Origin of the sequence: Micromonospora sp. CA-259024, from assembly GCF_050936255.1 — a bacterium.
GTDB lineage: Bacteria > Actinomycetota > Actinomycetes > Mycobacteriales > Micromonosporaceae > Micromonospora.
The window spans coordinates 1,992,161-2,005,863 of sequence record NZ_JBNJND010000001.1 but is presented as its reverse complement, the minus strand read 5'-3'; the positions used below and the strand labels follow the sequence as shown (position 1 = coordinate 2,005,863).

Here is a 13,703-nt window from a genome sequence, read left to right as displayed (position 1 = left end):
TAACTTCATGATCAACAGGGCCGGGGCCGGGGCCGGGGCGGGCCGGGGGCGGGGACGGAGCGTCGGCGGGGTGTGTGGTGGGGGGTGGTTAGCGTGGCGGGATGACGACCGTGTGGGTGGTGGTGGGGGTCTTCGTCGCGGTGGCGGGTGGGGCGTTCGGGGTGGTGGCGTGGCGGGACCGGGGGCGGTTGAGCTCCGCCGACGACGATGCCGCCGGCCGGGACGCGCGCGCCCGGCAGCAGACGTACGAGGCCCAGCGGCACGGCGACCAGGCCGACACGTGGCAGCGCGGGCGCGACGGCAGCGGCTGACGGGTCACTGCCCGTAGGAGAGCCGGAGCCGGTCGTTGATCAGGTAGTTGAGGCGGTGTCGCAGGTAGCCCAGGGTGCTCTCGCTCGGCAACTCCCCGTCGGTGGTGAGCGTCCAGCGCAGGGCGCAGTCCGAGCCGGACGGTTGGCGGGCCAGGTCGAAGCGGATCCGGTCGAGCGGCCGGTGCGGCCACAGCGACGACCAGATCAGCAGCACCGGCGCGTAGCCCGCCACCACCCGGGGCGGCACCTCGTCGTCGCGCAGCTCCAGCCAGGGTCGGCTGCCGGCCGCGTACGGGTCGCGCAGCGAGCGCCACACGATGTGCGGCGGGGCCGGTTGGCTACGCCGACGGCTACCCAGCACGTGCATCGCAGCCCTCCTCCCCGGACGGCGACACCCGCCCGGGCCCATTGTGGCCGCTCCGCACCGGCGCCGTGAACCGAGTTGATCCGTGAACCATCGGGCGCTCACGCACGTGAATGAGGTGGTGGGCGTGGCGACCGTATCGTCGGGGTACTGCGTAGCGCAGCACCGACGCCAGGGGAGGCACCGTGGGGGCACGATCAGGGCGCGATGCCCGGGGTCCGTTGGCCGGTCTGCTGATCGCGGCGCTGGTGTCGCTCGCCTGCGCCGGTGGCGGGTTGGCCGAGCCGGAGGAGGAACGCCCGGGGTCGAACCCGTCGGCCGCCTCGCCGGGGCCGAGCACCACCCGGGCCGACAGCACCACCAGCGTCGCCGAGTTCGAGCAGGACGTCGCCGACGCGCAGGCGGTCGCCGAGCGGTACTGGGCGGCCCAGTTCAAGGAGTCCGGGCAGCCGTTCCAACCGATCCGGCGGATCACCCCGTACCAGCGGTCCGGCGAGGTGTCCTGCGGCGGCCAGCCGTTGCCCCGCAACAACGCGGTCTACTGCTCGCAGGGCGACTTCATCGCGTACGACGTCGCCTGGTCGGTGGCGGCGTTCCGCCAGGTCGGTGACGCGTTCGTGTTCTACCTGCTCGGCCACGAGTACGCCCACGGCATCCAGGTGCGGCTCGGCATCAACTACAGCTTCACCATCCAGCAGGAGCTGCAGGCCGACTGCATGGCCGGGGCGTACCTCGGCGACTCCGTGCGTTCCGGCGCCCTGACCCTGGCCGAGGGCGACCTGGACGAGTTCCGGGAGGGGGTCGCGGCGGTCGGCGACGACCCGGACCAGCCGTGGTTCGCCGAAGGCGCGCACGGCACCGCCGAGCAGCGCACCGACATGTTCTTCCGGGGCTACGAGCGTTCCCTTGCGGCGTGCGACCTGGGCTGAGTGGGTTGCCCGGGTCACTCCGGCGCCCGTTGCCGCCACCGGGTACGGGTGGTGCTGGCAGGATCGCCGGTGTCAGCCACGAGCCTGGAGGATCCGCTGAGCAGCACCTACCCCGCCGCCGTGCTCTTCGACATGGACGGCACGCTGGTCGACAGCGAGAAGTTGTGGGACGTCGCGCTGCAGGAACTCGCCCGGGAGTACGGCGGGGAGCTCTCCGCCGACGCCCGTCGGTCGATCATCGGCACCGCCATGGCCGAGTCGATGCGTATCCTGCACGACGACCTGGGTCAGCCTGAACGGGATCCGGAGATCAGCGCGGCGTGGATCAACGCGCGGATCCTGGAGCTGTTCGGTAGTGGTCTGCGCTGGCGGCCCGGCGCGTCCGAGTTGCTGCGCGCGGTCCGTGCGGCGGCGATCCCCACCGCGCTGGTGACCTCCAGCCCTCGGGCGCTGGTCGAGATTGCTTTGGACACTCTGGGCCGGGACAACTTCGACGTGGTCGTCGCCGGCGACGAGGTGGTCGCGGCCAAGCCGCACCCCGAGCCCTACCTGACCGCGGCCCGGCTGCTGGGCGTGCCGATCGAGCGTTGCGTGGCGATCGAGGACTCGCCGACCGGGGTGGCCAGCGCGCTCGCCTCCGGCGCGGCGGTGCTGGCCGTACCGGCCGAGGTGGCGCTTCCGAGCACTGTCGGCGTACACCAGATGGAGAGCCTGACCGGCGTGGACCTGGAGGTGCTCGCGGCGCTGCTGGCCGACCGGGCGTGGCGACCGGCTGACGCGCTCGGCGCGGGTCAGGGGCGCTCGGCGAAGACCGCCCCGACCACCTGGTAACTGTCGAACGCCCGCGCGGCCCCCGCGTACGCGGCCAGGTGGATGAACAGTTCGACGATCTCCTCCTTGGTCACCCCCGAGTTCAACGCGATGCGCAGTTGGCCGCGCAGCGGCTCGTGGGTGCCGAGGGCGGCGGCGATCGCCACCGACACCAGGCAACGGCTGTGCAGATCCAGGCCCTCCCGGGGCCATGCCTCGCCGAAGGTCTGCACGGTGGCGAGACGGCGGAAATCGTGCCCCACCGACGGCTCACCCTTGCCGAGCGGCAGCACCAATGGCTGACCGAGCAGCCGCTCGGCGTTGTCGAGTGCCCGCTGGTACGCGTCCTGATCGGTCATGTCACCGGCCCCGGCTCTCCGCCGCCTGAGTCGCGGGCGGGCCGGCGCCCTGCCGGCACCACCAGCCTGGCAGTCGCGCGCTGGCGGCCGAGGACGAATGGGTCAGGTCGGACGGCCGAGGCCCCCGATCGCGCGCATGGCGACCGGGGGCCTCGGTGGTGCCGATCAGTCGTGGGCGATCGCGCCCAGAACGTTGATCCGGGCCGCCCGGATGGCCGGGAGCACCGCGGCCACCACCCCGATGATCGCGGCGAGACCGAGGAAGACACCCATCTGCCCCCAGGGCAGGATCAGGTCGGTGATGCCCTCGTCCTTGAGCGCCTCGACCACCGCGGCGCCGAGGCCACTGCCGACCACCACGCCGAGCAGCGCGCCGAACACCGAGATCACCACCGCCTCCACGGTGATCATGCCCATGGTCTGCGACCGGCGCAGGCCGATGGCCCGCAGCAGACCCAACTCGCGGGTCCGCTCCAGCACCGACAGCGCCAGGGTGTTGATGATGCCGAGCACGGCGATCACGATGGCCAGCGCCAGCAGGATCTGAATCATCGTGAGCAGCCCGTCGAGCTGGCTGGTCTGCTGCTTGATGAACGCGTCCCGGTCGGCCACCGACACCTCGGGGCTGTCCGCGAGCAGCGTCTCCACCTGCGACTGCACGTCGGCCACCCGGGTGCCGGGGGCCAGTTGGATGAAGCCCTGGATGGGCTGCGGGATGGCGAAGTCCTTCGCCGCCGTCACCGGCAACGTCACCGGGTTGGTCAGCTGCGACGACTCGTAGATGCCGCTGACCGTGTACGTGCGTGCCTCACCCCGGGTCAGCTGTACGTTCACCGTCGACCCCACCGACCAGCCACGGGACGTGGCAGTGTCCGAGCTGACCAGCATCTGCGTCGGCCCGAGCCGGTCGATGTCACCGGCGGTGGCCTTCGCGCCGAAGATCTGCCGCAGGGACGCGACGTCGCTGCTCGCCGCGACCCAGGTGCCCTCGCCGTTGACCCTCGCCATGTCGCCGTACTCACCGTCGACCATCTGCACACCGGGCAGGGCCTTGGCCCGGTCCAGCACACCCGGGTCGAAGCTCGGTGGACGCGGCCCACCCTGCTGGCCGGAGATCACCAACTCGGCCTTGATGGTGTCCTGGGCGAGCGCGCTGATGCTGCCCTTGGCCGAGTCGAGGATCACCGTGACGCCGGTGACCAGCGCGATGCCGACCATCAGCGCGGCAGCGGTGATCGCGGTGCGGCGCGGGTTGCGCCCGGAGTTGAGCCGGCCCAGCTTGCCCGGCACCGACCAGGAGAAGATCGCACCGAGCAGGCTCACCACCGGCCGGCTGATCAGCGGGGTCAGCAGCGCCACCCCGATGAAGGCGAACAGCACGCCACCGAGGATGGTGGACAGCGTCTGGCCGCCCGCGTTGCCGCTGAGCCCGAGGAAGAGCAGCACCGCGCCGATGCCGGTGACCAGCGACCCGGCCACGGTGACCTTGGTCAATGGCCGGTCCGGGGTGGCCACGTCCTGCATCGCCGCGATCGGCGGGATCCGGGACGCCCGCAGCGCCGGCAGCAGCGCCGCCACCACCGTGATGACCAGACCGACGGCGAACGAGCCGATCACCGCCGCCGCCGGCACACCGATCCCGGCGAGAGTGAGCCCACCGGCCAGCTTGCCGAACAGGAACGCCAGCAGTGCGCCCACCCCGATGCCGGCCGCCAGGCCGAGCACCGAGGCGATCAGCCCCACCGCGATCGCCTCCAGCACCACCGACCCGATGATCTGCCGGCCGCTGGCCCCGATGGCGCGCATCAGCGCCAACTCCCGGGTCCGCTGCGCGACGATGATCGAGAAGGTGTTGAGGATCAGGAAGGTGCCCACCAGCAGCGCCACCGCGGCGAAGCCGAGCAGGATCTTGTTGAAGAAGGACAGGCCCTCCTTCAGGCTGGCCGAGGCGTCCGCGGCCACCTGCTCGCCGGTCTTCACCTCGTAGTCCGGGCCCAGGGTGCGGGCCACGTCGTCGCGCAGCGCCTCGTCGGAGACGCCGGGGGCGGTGCGGACGGTGATGCTGCTGAACGTGTCCGGCTCGCCCAGCATCAGCCGCTGCGCCACCGGGGTGGTGAAGAAGACCTCGTTGACCCCGCCGATCGAGTCCCGGTCACCGCTGTAACCGGCGATGCCGACCAGGGTGAAGTCCCGCTTCTTCGACTCGAACGCGGTGAGCACGCCGACCTTCTGGCCGACCTGCACCTTCGCGGTCGTGGCCAACGACTTGTTGATGACGATCTCGTCCTCGGCCTGCGGCGCGCGCCCCTCGCGCAGTTGCAGCAGGTCGCTCTCGCCGGTCCAGTTCTCGCCCAACTGCGGCGGGCCGAACGACGTGACGACCTTGCCGTTGCTGCCGATCACCCGAGCGCCGTCGGCGTTGACGATGCCCGTCGCCGAGGCCACCCCCGGCACCTGCTTGACCCGGTCCACCACGGCGGCGGGCAACGGGGCGGCGCTCTGCTCGCCCTCCAACTCGTTGAGCTCCACCTTCGGCTTCGCCGCGACGTTCACGTCGATCTCGGAGAACCCGTCGGCGAAGACCGAGTCGAAGGAGCGGCCCAGCGTGTCGGTGAGCACGAACGCGCCGGAGACGAACATCACACCGAGCACCACCGCCAGCCCGGACAGGATCAGCCGGACCTTGCGGGCCAGCAGACTCTTCAGCGTCGCGCGGAACATCAGTTGCCCACCTCGGCCGGGGTGTCCAGCTTCTTCATGGTGTCCAGCACCGTCTCGGCGGTCGGCTCGATCAGCTCCGAGACGATCTCACCGTCGGCGAGGAAGACCACCCGGTCGGCGTACGCGGCGGCGGTCGGGTCGTGGGTGACCATCACGATCGTCTGGCCGTGCTCGCGCACGGAGTTGCGCAGGAAGCTCAGCACCTCCGCACCCGAGCGCGAGTCCAGGTTGCCGGTCGGCTCGTCCGCGAAGATCACCTCGGGGCGGGACACCAGCGCCCGGGCGCACGCCACCCGCTGCTGCTGCCCGCCGGAGAGCTGCGCCGGCCGGTGGTCCAGCCGGTCCCGCAGGCCGACCGTGTTGATCACCGTGTCGTACCAGGCCGGGTCCGGCTTGCGGCCGGCGATCGACAGCGGCAGCAGGATGTTCTCCTTGGCGGTCAGCGTGGGCAGCAGGTTGAACTGCTGGAAGATGAAGCCCACCTTGTCGCGGCGCAGCTTCGTCAGCCCCGCGTCACCCAGCCCGGTGACCGTCGTCTCACCAATCGCCACCGTCCCCCGGGTCACCGAGTCCAGGCCGGCCAGGCAGTGCATCAGCGTCGACTTGCCGGAACCCGACGGGCCCATGATCGCGGTGAAGCGGCCACGTTCGAACTCGGCGCTGACCCCCCGCAGCGCGATGACCTGAGCCTCGCCGCTGCCGTACACCTTCCACACATCGTTCGCCCGGGCCGCGGCCTGCGCCTGCTGGCCTACCGTCGCGGTCACGTCATCTACCTCTTCCGTCTGTCCGAAAATGCACGCCGCCCCCCGATGGTCCGGCGCGACTGTTCAATCATCGGTGCTGCGTACGCCCGCCCCGTCCGCCTCTGGGGTGACCCTGCGCGGATTTCCTGCTGCGGGTGCACCCCCATGTCGGATCAGGGTTGCCCCTGACCCGACGGCCGGTCGACCGTTTTTCCCCTCAGCGGCGGGCGGCAGCACCGACACTTCCACCTGACGCCACAGGAGGGTCAACCGAACCGAGGCATCTCCGGTCACGGTAGGTGACGACGGCAACGGCGGCCGTCCCCCCACGGAGGGATCTTCGAGTACGCCGGGTGAGGTATCCGGGCCGGCGGAGGCTACGCCCGAGGGCGGACCAGCCCCGACTCGTACGCCAGCACCACCGCCTGCACCCGGTCGCGCAGACGTAGCTTGGTCAGTACGTGCCCGACGTGGGTCTTGATGGTGGTCTCGCTGACCGACAGCACCGCCGCGATCTCAGCGTTGGACAGCCCTCTGGCGACCTGCACCAGCACCTCCCGTTCCCGATCGGTGAGTGCGTTGAGCGCCGCCGACGGCGTCGCCGCCGGGTCGGGCAGCAACGCGGCGAAACGGTCCAGCAGTCGCCGCAGGATCCGGGGCGCCACCACCGCGTCGCCGCCCGCCACCGTGCGGATCGCAGTGATCAACTCTTCGGCCGGAACGTCCTTGGCGAGGAATCCGCTGGCACCGGCCCGTAACGCACCCACCACGTACTCGTCCAGGTCGAAGGTGGTCAACACCAGCACCCGCACCGGCAGCCGCGCCTCGACGATCGCCCGCGTCGCGGCCACCCCGTCCATCCGGGGCATCCGGATGTCCATCAGGACGACGTCGGGCAGCAGCCGGCGGGACAGCTCCACCGCCTCCAGGCCGTCACCGGCCTCCGCCACCACGTCCAGGTCGCCCTCGGCGCCCAGCACCATCCGGAACCCGGTGCGCAGCAGCGGTTGGTCGTCGGCGAGCAGGATCCGCACCGGCCGCGCCGAGGCCACCCGATCGGTCATCTCGTCTCCCGTCCCGCGCCGACGCCGTGCTGCCGCACCGGTCATCCTCGCGCACCCGGCCGGTGCGTCGCGGACCACCGTAGAGGCCGGCCCGTCGTCCTGTCCCGATCGGCGGGGGACTGCTTCGGTCGGGTCCGCGGCATCGGCGTGGAGCACGCCCCCGGAGCCGGGCGTGAGCGGTCAGGGCCGTCGGGGCCCGACCCGCCTCACCCCGCCGGGCGTGCGCGCCGCGTCACTCGTCGGCGCCCGGGGTCACCGGAGCGGACCGGGAGTCGCGCAGCGGATCGGCGTTCGCCGCCGCGACCGGGAAAGGCGGCGGGGTGCCGCCGAAGCTGGGGCACAGCGCCTGGTGGCTGCACCAGTCGCAGAGCCGGCTCGGCCGGGGCCGGAAATCCTGCCGGGCGGTGGCCTGCTCGATCGCCCGCCACAGCGCCACCACCGTGCGCTCGAAGCGGATCAGCTCGTCGGCGTCCGGCGTGTAATCCAACACCTCGGCGTCGCGAAGGTAGAGCAGCCGCAGCACCCTGGGCACCACCCCCCGGGTGCGCCACAGCACCAGCGCGTAGAACTTCAGCTGGAACAGCGCCCGCGCCTCGAACGCCTCCCGTGGGGCGCCGCCGGTCTTGTAGTCGACCACCCGCAGCGCGCCGTCCGGAGCGACGTCCAGCCGGTCGAGGTAGCCCCGGATCAGCAGCTCCTCGTCGACCACCGCCGAGATCAGACTCTCCCGCTCGGCCGGCTCCAGCCGGGTCGGATCCTCCACCGCGAAGTAGCCCTCCAACAGCCCGGCGGCCGAGCGGAGGAACTCCACCGGACCGGCCGGCTCCGCGCCGTCGAAGAGCCCGGCCAGCTCGGGCTGCTCGGTGACCATGCGGTCCCACTGTGGCGCCACCAGGTCACCGGCCGCCGCCGGCGTGCGGCCCTGCGCGGGCAGGTCGAACAGCCGCTCCAGCACCGCGTGCACCAGGGTGCCCCGGGCCTGCTCGACGGTGGTGCGCTCGGGCAGCCGGTCGATGCTGCGGAACCGGTAGAGCAGCGGGCAGGTCTTGAAATCCGCCGCCCGCGACGGGGACAGCGAGGCCCGCACCGTCGGCGGCGCCTGCGCCGGGGAGGAGGGCTGGGAGGTGGTGACCGGTTCCGCCGTCATGTCGGGAAAGGTTAGGGCACCGGTGTGACACCGACCGCCACCCGCCCCGCACAGCGATGGTCCGTAGCATCGTGGCGATGGAGCAGACATCCCGGCCGCCGCGCCGACCCGACCGGCGCCTCGGCCTCAACGTCGGCCGGGTGTTCGGGGTGCCGCTGCACCTCAACGGTTCCATGGTCCTGCTCGCGGTGCTCATCGCCGTGCTGTACGCCGAGTTCGCCCGCCGACAGCTGGACCTGCCGCAGATCAGCGGCTACCTGATCGGCTTCGGTTTCGTGGTGTCGCTGCTCGGCTCGGTGCTGCTGCACGAGCTGGGCCACGCCCTCACCGCCCGGCGGTACGGCATCGGTGTGCGGGGGATCACCCTGGAACTGCTCGGCGGCTACACCGAGATGGACCGGGACGCCCCGTCCCCCCGAGTCGACCTGCTGGTCTCACTGGCCGGCCCGGCGGTCTCCGCGGTGCTCGGTGTGCTCGCGGTCGCCGCCACGCTCGCCCTGCCGGAACGGACGGTGGCCCACCAACTCGCCTTCCAGCTCGCGGTCAGCAACGTCATCGTCGCGGTGTTCAACAGCCTGCCCGGGCTGCCGCTGGACGGCGGCCGGGCGCTGCGCGCCGCGGTGTGGGGGCTGACCCGCGACCGGCACCTCGGCACCGAGGTCGCCGGTTGGGCCGGCCGGGTCGTCGCCGTCGGCACCGCGGCCCTGGTCCTGCTCCTCACCCTCACCAACCTCCTGGCGCCGTTGGCGCTGCCGCTGATGCTGCTGGTCGCCGTCACCCTCTGGCGCGGCGCCGGTCAATCGATCCGGGCCGCCCGGGTCAGCCGCCGGTTCCCGCTGATCGACCTCTCCCGGCTGGCTCGGCCGGTCTGGCCGGTGGCGACCGGTACGCCCCTGGCCGAGGCCCAGCGCCGACGCGCCGAGGGTGGGCAGCCGGGCGCCGCGCTGCTGGTCACCGACTCCACCGGCCGGCCGGTGGCGCTGGTCGACCCGGCCGCCGCCGAGGCGGTGCCCCTCGAACGCCGACCGTGGCTGGCGGTGGACGCCGTCGCCCGGTCGCTGGGCACACTTCCCACGCTGCCGCTCGGGTTGGACGGCGAGCGGGTGATGGAGTCCGTACAGACCCACCCGGGCGCGCAGTACGTGGTGACGTCAGGCGAAGATGTCGTCGGCGTTCTGCACATCGCGGACCTGGCACAGCTCCTCGAACCCAACCGGAAGATGACACCGTGACCGCAACTCCCTCCACCGTCCCGGCCGACCCCGCCGCCCCGGCGCTGACACCCGTGCACCGTGGGCCGTTCCGGCCCGGGGACCGGGTCCAGCTGACCGACCCCAAGGGGCGGATGCACACCGTGACGCTGGAGCACGGCAAGGAGTTCCACACCCACCGCGGCATCCTGGCGCACGACGCGCTGATCGGGCTCCCCGACGGCAGTGTGGTGACCACCTCCGGTGGCGGCACCGCGTTCCTGGCCCTGCGGCCACTCCTGTCGGACTACGTGCTGTCCATGCCGCGCGGCGCTCAGGTGATCTACCCGAAGGACTCGGCGCAGATCGTCGCGATGGGCGACATCTTCCCCGGGGCGAAGGTCCTCGAGGCCGGTGCCGGCTCCGGGGCGCTCAGCTGCTCCCTGCTGCGCGCCGTCGGCACCGAGGGCGAGCTGCACTCGTTCGAACTGCGCGACGACTTCGCCCAGATCGCCAAGCGCAACGTCGAGGCGTTCTTCAACGGGCCGCACCCGTCGTGGCGGCTGCACGTCGGTGACGTCGCGCAGTGTCAGGAGACCGGCTTCGACCGGATCATCCTGGACATGCTGACCCCCTGGGAGACCCTCGACATGGTCGAGCGGGCGCTGGTGCCCGGCGGGGTGTTCATCGGCTACGTCGCCACCACGCCGCAGCTCTCCGAACTCGTGGAGGCGCTGCGCGAGCGCGGCGGCTGGACCGAGCCGCGGGCCTGGGAGTCCCTGGTGCGCGACTGGCACGCCGAGGGTCTCGCCGTCCGGCCCGATCACCGGATGATCGCGCACACCGCGTTCCTGGTGTCCGCGCGCAAGCTGGCCCCCGGGGTCACCGCGCCGCCGCGTCGGCGCAAGCCCAGCAAGGGCACCGAGGCGTACGTGCAGCGCCGCCAGGACCTGCGCGAGGCGGAGGCGGCCCGACAGGCCGCCGCCGCCCAGGCGGCAGGCGCGCAGTCGAACGGCACGGGGGAGATGGACAGGCCGTGACCATCGAGCTGGGCGTCGGCACCGCCGAGCAGGGGGAGGCGCTGGCATGAGCCGACCGGGCTACGGCGGCGGTGACCTTCCCGCGGTCTTTCCCGACTGGTCGCCCTACCAGGACCTGGAGTCGGCGGCGCGGGCCTACCTACGCGACCCGGACGTCGCCCTGGAGGCGCTCGGCGGCGTGCTGCGCGGTGCGTCGGTGCTCGGCTTCACCCTGGAACGCTTCGTCAACGAGGTCAACGGCGTGTGGCAGGAGGTCGTCGTCTGCGACGGCAGCCGGCTGATCCTCTGGCACGGTGAGGACGTACCGCCGGAGGAGGGCCCGCCGGGCTCGATGACCTCGTCGCTGCGGGTGGTGCCGGTCTCCTCGGTGACCGAGGTCGGTTGCCGGCGGCGGCTCAACCGTTCCGACAGCGGCGAGATCAGGGTCGACAGCATCGACGTCTACCTGCTGCTCACCTCGCTGGACGAGGCTCCGCCGAGCGAGGAGATGGCCGGCACGCCACGCCACGACGCGCTGCGTTTCGGCAAGACCCTCGACGACGGCGGAGCCGGGCAGATCGCCCGGCTGGAGGAGTTCGCGCGGCTGGTCGCCTCGGTGGTCGGCCGTCCGATGCTCTGAGGCGTACCCCTCTCGGGCCCGGCCGGGCCGCGCGGCCCGGCCGGCGGGTGGGTCAGTCTTCCTCGGCCTCCGGGCCGGCGACCTCGACACCGTCGCCGCGCACCACGTGGATGCAGTCGCCCGGGCATTCCTTCGCGGAGTCGATCACCTCGAGCCGCAGGTGCGCAGGGACGTCGACCCGGCTTCCCGGCGTCAGCAGCAGCTCACCGTCGGCGCCCTTGACGTACGCGAGGCCGTCGACGTCGAACTCGAACACCTCTGGCGCGTACTGCACGCAGAGCCCGTCGCCCGTGCAGAGATCCTGGTCCACCCAGACCTGCAACTGGTCAGTCGCGACCTCGGCCACTGGTGCACCCCCCATGTTCTCGCGTCCCACGCTGCGACGGTACCCGAACGCCAGTAACGGCCCGTCAAGCCACCCTTGGCGATCAAGGTTCGGTGACGAGGGTGTTGCGTGGGACCGAATCGGCCTCATAGCGGCTAGTGTTAGGGCAGAACGTTCAAGCCCCCCGGGGAGGTGGGACGTGGCACGCAGCGACGACGCGGACTCGCGCGCCGCACGGTGGGAGAAGGAAGCCCACGATCTCTCCACGCAGGTCGCGTTCCTGCAAGAGGAACTCGCCCTGGTGCGGCGCAAGTTGACCGAAAGCCCCCGACACGTCCGGCAGCTCGAAGAGCGGCTGGCGGCCACCCAGGCACAGTTGGCGCGGCTGACCGAGAACAACGACCGGCTGGTGAGCACCCTCAAGGAGGCTCGCACGCAGATCGTGACGCTCAAGGAGGAAATCGACCGCCTCGCGCAACCGCCGAGTGGTTACGGCGTCTTCCTCGCCAAGCACGACGATGGCACGGTGGACGTCTTCACCGGCGGCCGCAAGCTACGGGTCGCGGTCTCGCCCTCGCTGGACGTGGGCGATCTGCGCCGCGGCCAGGAGGTCCTGCTCAACGACGCGCTCAACATCGTCGACGCGTTCGGCTACGAGCGGGTCGGCGAGGTCGTGATGCTCAAGGAGATCCTGGAGGGGCCGGGCGGCGGGCCGGGTGACCGGGCGCTGGTGGTCTCCCACTCCGACGAGGAGCGCATCGTGCACCTCGCCGAGACGCTCATCGGCTCGGCGATCCGGGCCGGCGACTCGCTCATGATCGAGCCCCGCTCGGCGTACGCGTACGAGCGGATCCCGAAGAGCGAGGTCGAGGAGCTGGTCCTGGAGGAGGTGCCGGACGTCGACTACGGCGACATCGGTGGCCTCCAGTCGCAGATCGAGCAGATCCGCGACGCGGTGGAGCTGCCCTTCCTGCACGCGGACCTGTTCCGTGAGCACCAGCTCCGCCCGCCCAAGGGCATCCTGCTGTACGGCCCGCCCGGCTGCGGCAAGACGCTCATCGCCAAGGCCGTGGCCAACTCGCTGGCCAAGAAGATCGCCGAACGGCAGGGCAAGGAGAAGCACACCAGCTTCTTCCTCAACATCAAGGGCCCCGAGCTGCTCAACAAGTACGTCGGCGAGACCGAGCGGCACATCCGGTTGATCTTCCAGCGAGCACGGGAGAAGGCCGGCGAGGGCACTCCGGTGATCGTGTTCTTCGACGAGATGGACTCGATCTTCCGGACCCGTGGTTCCGGTGTCTCCTCCGACGTGGAGAACACCATCGTTCCGCAGCTGCTCAGTGAGATCGACGGCGTGGAGGGGCTGGAGAACGTCATCGTCATCGGCGCCTCCAACCGGGAAGACATGATCGACCCGGCGATCCTGCGCCCCGGTCGGCTCGACGTGAAAATCAAGATCGAGCGACCGGACGCCGAAGCGGCCAAGGACATCTTCTCCAAGTACATCCTCTCCGGGTTGCCCCTGCACCCGGACGACCTGGCCGAGCACGGCACGGACCCGCAGGCCACCGTCGCGGCGATGATCGACGCCGTGGTGCTGCGGATGTACTCGGAAACCGAGGAGAACCGCTTCCTCGAGGTCACCTACGCCAACGGTGACAAGGAAGTCCTCTACTTCAAGGACTTCAACTCCGGCGCGATGATCCAGAACATCGTGGACCGGAGCAAGAAGATGGCCATCAAGGAGTTCCTCACCTCCGGCCGCAAGGGGCTGCGCCTGCAGCACCTGCTCGACGCCTGCGTCGACGAGTTCCGCGAGAACGAGGACCTCCCCAACACCACCAACCCCGACGACTGGGCGCGCATCTCCGGCAAGAAGGGCGAACGGATCGTCTACATCCGCACGCTCGTCTCCGGCGGCAAGGGCGCCGAGGCCGGCCGGTCCATCGAGACCGCCAGCAACACCGGCCAGTACCTCTGACGGCCAGCAACACCGGCTACCACCTCTGACCGCCAGCGGCGGCACCGGATCCGTCCGGTGCCGCCGCTGCGTGCGTCCAGCCGCGACACGGCGCGAG

Annotated in this window: 14 protein-coding genes; 7 read left to right on the top strand and 7 right to left on the bottom strand. The window is 71.4% G+C overall.

What is annotated here, in order from left to right; genetic code table 11:
• Positions 1-101 precede the first annotated feature (101 nt).
• The gene (locus ACQEUX_RS08605) at positions 102-311 is read left to right on the top strand and encodes a hypothetical protein (RefSeq protein ID WP_433043814.1); all 210 of its coding nucleotides are present in this window, start codon (positions 102-104) and stop codon (positions 309-311) included.
• A gap of 4 nt (positions 312-315) precedes the next feature.
• Here the strand turns inward: ACQEUX_RS08605 and ACQEUX_RS08600 are convergent, their stop codons facing one another.
• Positions 316-678: a hypothetical protein gene (locus ACQEUX_RS08600; protein ID WP_433043811.1), complete on the bottom strand. Its 363-nt coding sequence runs from the start codon at positions 676-678 to the stop codon at positions 316-318.
• Between the two features lie 182 nt (positions 679-860).
• Between ACQEUX_RS08600 and ACQEUX_RS08595 the strand changes: the two genes are divergently transcribed.
• Together ACQEUX_RS08595 and ACQEUX_RS08590 are read left to right on the top strand one after the other, a co-directional pair.
• Positions 861-1,604 carry a neutral zinc metallopeptidase gene (locus tag ACQEUX_RS08595; protein ID WP_433043808.1) on the top strand — a complete coding sequence of 248 codons (744 nt, stop codon included), beginning with the start codon at positions 861-863 and terminating at the stop codon, positions 1,602-1,604.
• A 120-nt stretch (positions 1,605-1,724) separates the two neighbouring features.
• A complete protein-coding gene (locus ACQEUX_RS08590; protein ID WP_433049678.1) occupies positions 1,725-2,435 on the top strand; it encodes an HAD family hydrolase in 711 nt (236 codons plus the stop codon).
• Here the strand turns inward: ACQEUX_RS08590 and ACQEUX_RS08585 are convergent.
• The 5 genes from ACQEUX_RS08585 to ACQEUX_RS08565 form a co-directional block, all read right to left on the bottom strand.
• Positions 2,396-2,773, bottom strand: a complete 378-nt coding sequence (locus tag ACQEUX_RS08585) for a carboxymuconolactone decarboxylase family protein (RefSeq protein WP_433043805.1) — start codon at positions 2,771-2,773, stop codon at positions 2,396-2,398. The genes ACQEUX_RS08590 and ACQEUX_RS08585 overlap by 40 nt on opposite strands.
• Before the next feature lie 165 nt (positions 2,774-2,938).
• A complete protein-coding gene (locus tag ACQEUX_RS08580) occupies positions 2,939-5,494 on the bottom strand; it encodes an ABC transporter permease (protein WP_433043802.1) in 2,556 nt (851 codons plus the stop codon).
• Positions 5,494-6,261: an ABC transporter ATP-binding protein gene (locus tag ACQEUX_RS08575; protein WP_433043799.1), complete on the bottom strand. Its 768-nt coding sequence runs from the start codon at positions 6,259-6,261 to the stop codon at positions 5,494-5,496. Before ACQEUX_RS08575 ends, ACQEUX_RS08580 begins: the two co-directional genes overlap by 1 nt.
• Before the next feature lie 356 nt (positions 6,262-6,617).
• Positions 6,618-7,304, bottom strand: coding sequence for a response regulator (locus ACQEUX_RS08570; RefSeq protein WP_433043796.1), 687 nt, complete (start codon positions 7,302-7,304; stop codon positions 6,618-6,620).
• A gap of 232 nt (positions 7,305-7,536) precedes the next feature.
• On the bottom strand, positions 7,537-8,451 hold the full coding sequence (locus tag ACQEUX_RS08565) for a RecB family exonuclease (protein ID WP_433043793.1): 915 nt from the start codon (positions 8,449-8,451) through the stop codon (positions 7,537-7,539).
• Positions 8,452-8,528: 77 nt separating this feature from the next.
• Here ACQEUX_RS08565 and ACQEUX_RS08560 point away from each other — a divergent pair, with 77 nt between their 5' ends.
• Genes ACQEUX_RS08560 through ACQEUX_RS08550 form a run of 3 tightly spaced genes read left to right on the top strand, consistent with a single transcriptional unit; the run spans position 8,529 to position 11,300 of the window.
• The gene (locus tag ACQEUX_RS08560; protein ID WP_433043790.1) at positions 8,529-9,683 is read left to right on the top strand and encodes a site-2 protease family protein; all 1,155 of its coding nucleotides are present in this window, start codon (positions 8,529-8,531) and stop codon (positions 9,681-9,683) included.
• Positions 9,680-10,681 (top strand): tRNA (adenine-N1)-methyltransferase, encoded by a 1,002-nt coding sequence (locus tag ACQEUX_RS08555; protein WP_433043787.1) that lies wholly within the window; start codon positions 9,680-9,682, stop codon positions 10,679-10,681. The genes ACQEUX_RS08560 and ACQEUX_RS08555 overlap by 4 nt, the downstream gene beginning before the upstream one ends.
• Before the next feature lie 46 nt (positions 10,682-10,727).
• Positions 10,728-11,300 carry a hypothetical protein gene (locus tag ACQEUX_RS08550; RefSeq protein ID WP_433043784.1) on the top strand — a complete coding sequence of 191 codons (573 nt, stop codon included), beginning with the start codon at positions 10,728-10,730 and terminating at the stop codon, positions 11,298-11,300.
• A 52-nt stretch (positions 11,301-11,352) separates the two neighbouring features.
• On the opposite strand, the gene ACQEUX_RS08545 is transcribed toward ACQEUX_RS08550, so the two are convergent.
• Positions 11,353-11,646, bottom strand: coding sequence for a ferredoxin (locus ACQEUX_RS08545; protein WP_433049675.1), 294 nt, complete (start codon positions 11,644-11,646; stop codon positions 11,353-11,355).
• Positions 11,647-11,824: 178 nt separating this feature from the next.
• Between ACQEUX_RS08545 and arc the strand changes: the two genes are divergently transcribed.
• The gene (gene arc, locus ACQEUX_RS08540; protein WP_433043781.1) at positions 11,825-13,606 is read left to right on the top strand and encodes a proteasome ATPase; all 1,782 of its coding nucleotides are present in this window, start codon (positions 11,825-11,827) and stop codon (positions 13,604-13,606) included.
• Positions 13,607-13,703: the final 97 nt, after the last annotated feature.

What these genes read in the sequence shown, in the direction of transcription:
- ACQEUX_RS08605 (WP_433043814.1), top strand. Translation starts at nt 102, where the DNA reads ATGACGACCGTGTGGGTGGTGGTGGGGGTCTTCGTCGCGGTGGCGGGT.
- ACQEUX_RS08600 (WP_433043811.1), bottom strand. Translation starts at nt 678, where the DNA reads ATGCACGTGCTGGGTAGCCGTCGGCGTAGCCAACCGGCCCCGCCGCAC.
- ACQEUX_RS08585 (WP_433043805.1), bottom strand. Translation starts at nt 2,773, where the DNA reads ATGACCGATCAGGACGCGTACCAGCGGGCACTCGACAACGCCGAGCGG.
- ACQEUX_RS08580 (WP_433043802.1), bottom strand. Translation starts at nt 5,494, where the DNA reads ATGTTCCGCGCGACGCTGAAGAGTCTGCTGGCCCGCAAGGTCCGGCTG.
- ACQEUX_RS08570 (WP_433043796.1), bottom strand. Translation starts at nt 7,304, where the DNA reads ATGACCGATCGGGTGGCCTCGGCGCGGCCGGTGCGGATCCTGCTCGCC.
- ACQEUX_RS08565 (WP_433043793.1), bottom strand. Translation starts at nt 8,451, where the DNA reads ATGACGGCGGAACCGGTCACCACCTCCCAGCCCTCCTCCCCGGCGCAG.
- ACQEUX_RS08560 (WP_433043790.1), top strand. Translation starts at nt 8,529, where the DNA reads ATGGAGCAGACATCCCGGCCGCCGCGCCGACCCGACCGGCGCCTCGGC.
- ACQEUX_RS08550 (WP_433043784.1), top strand. Translation starts at nt 10,728, where the DNA reads ATGAGCCGACCGGGCTACGGCGGCGGTGACCTTCCCGCGGTCTTTCCC.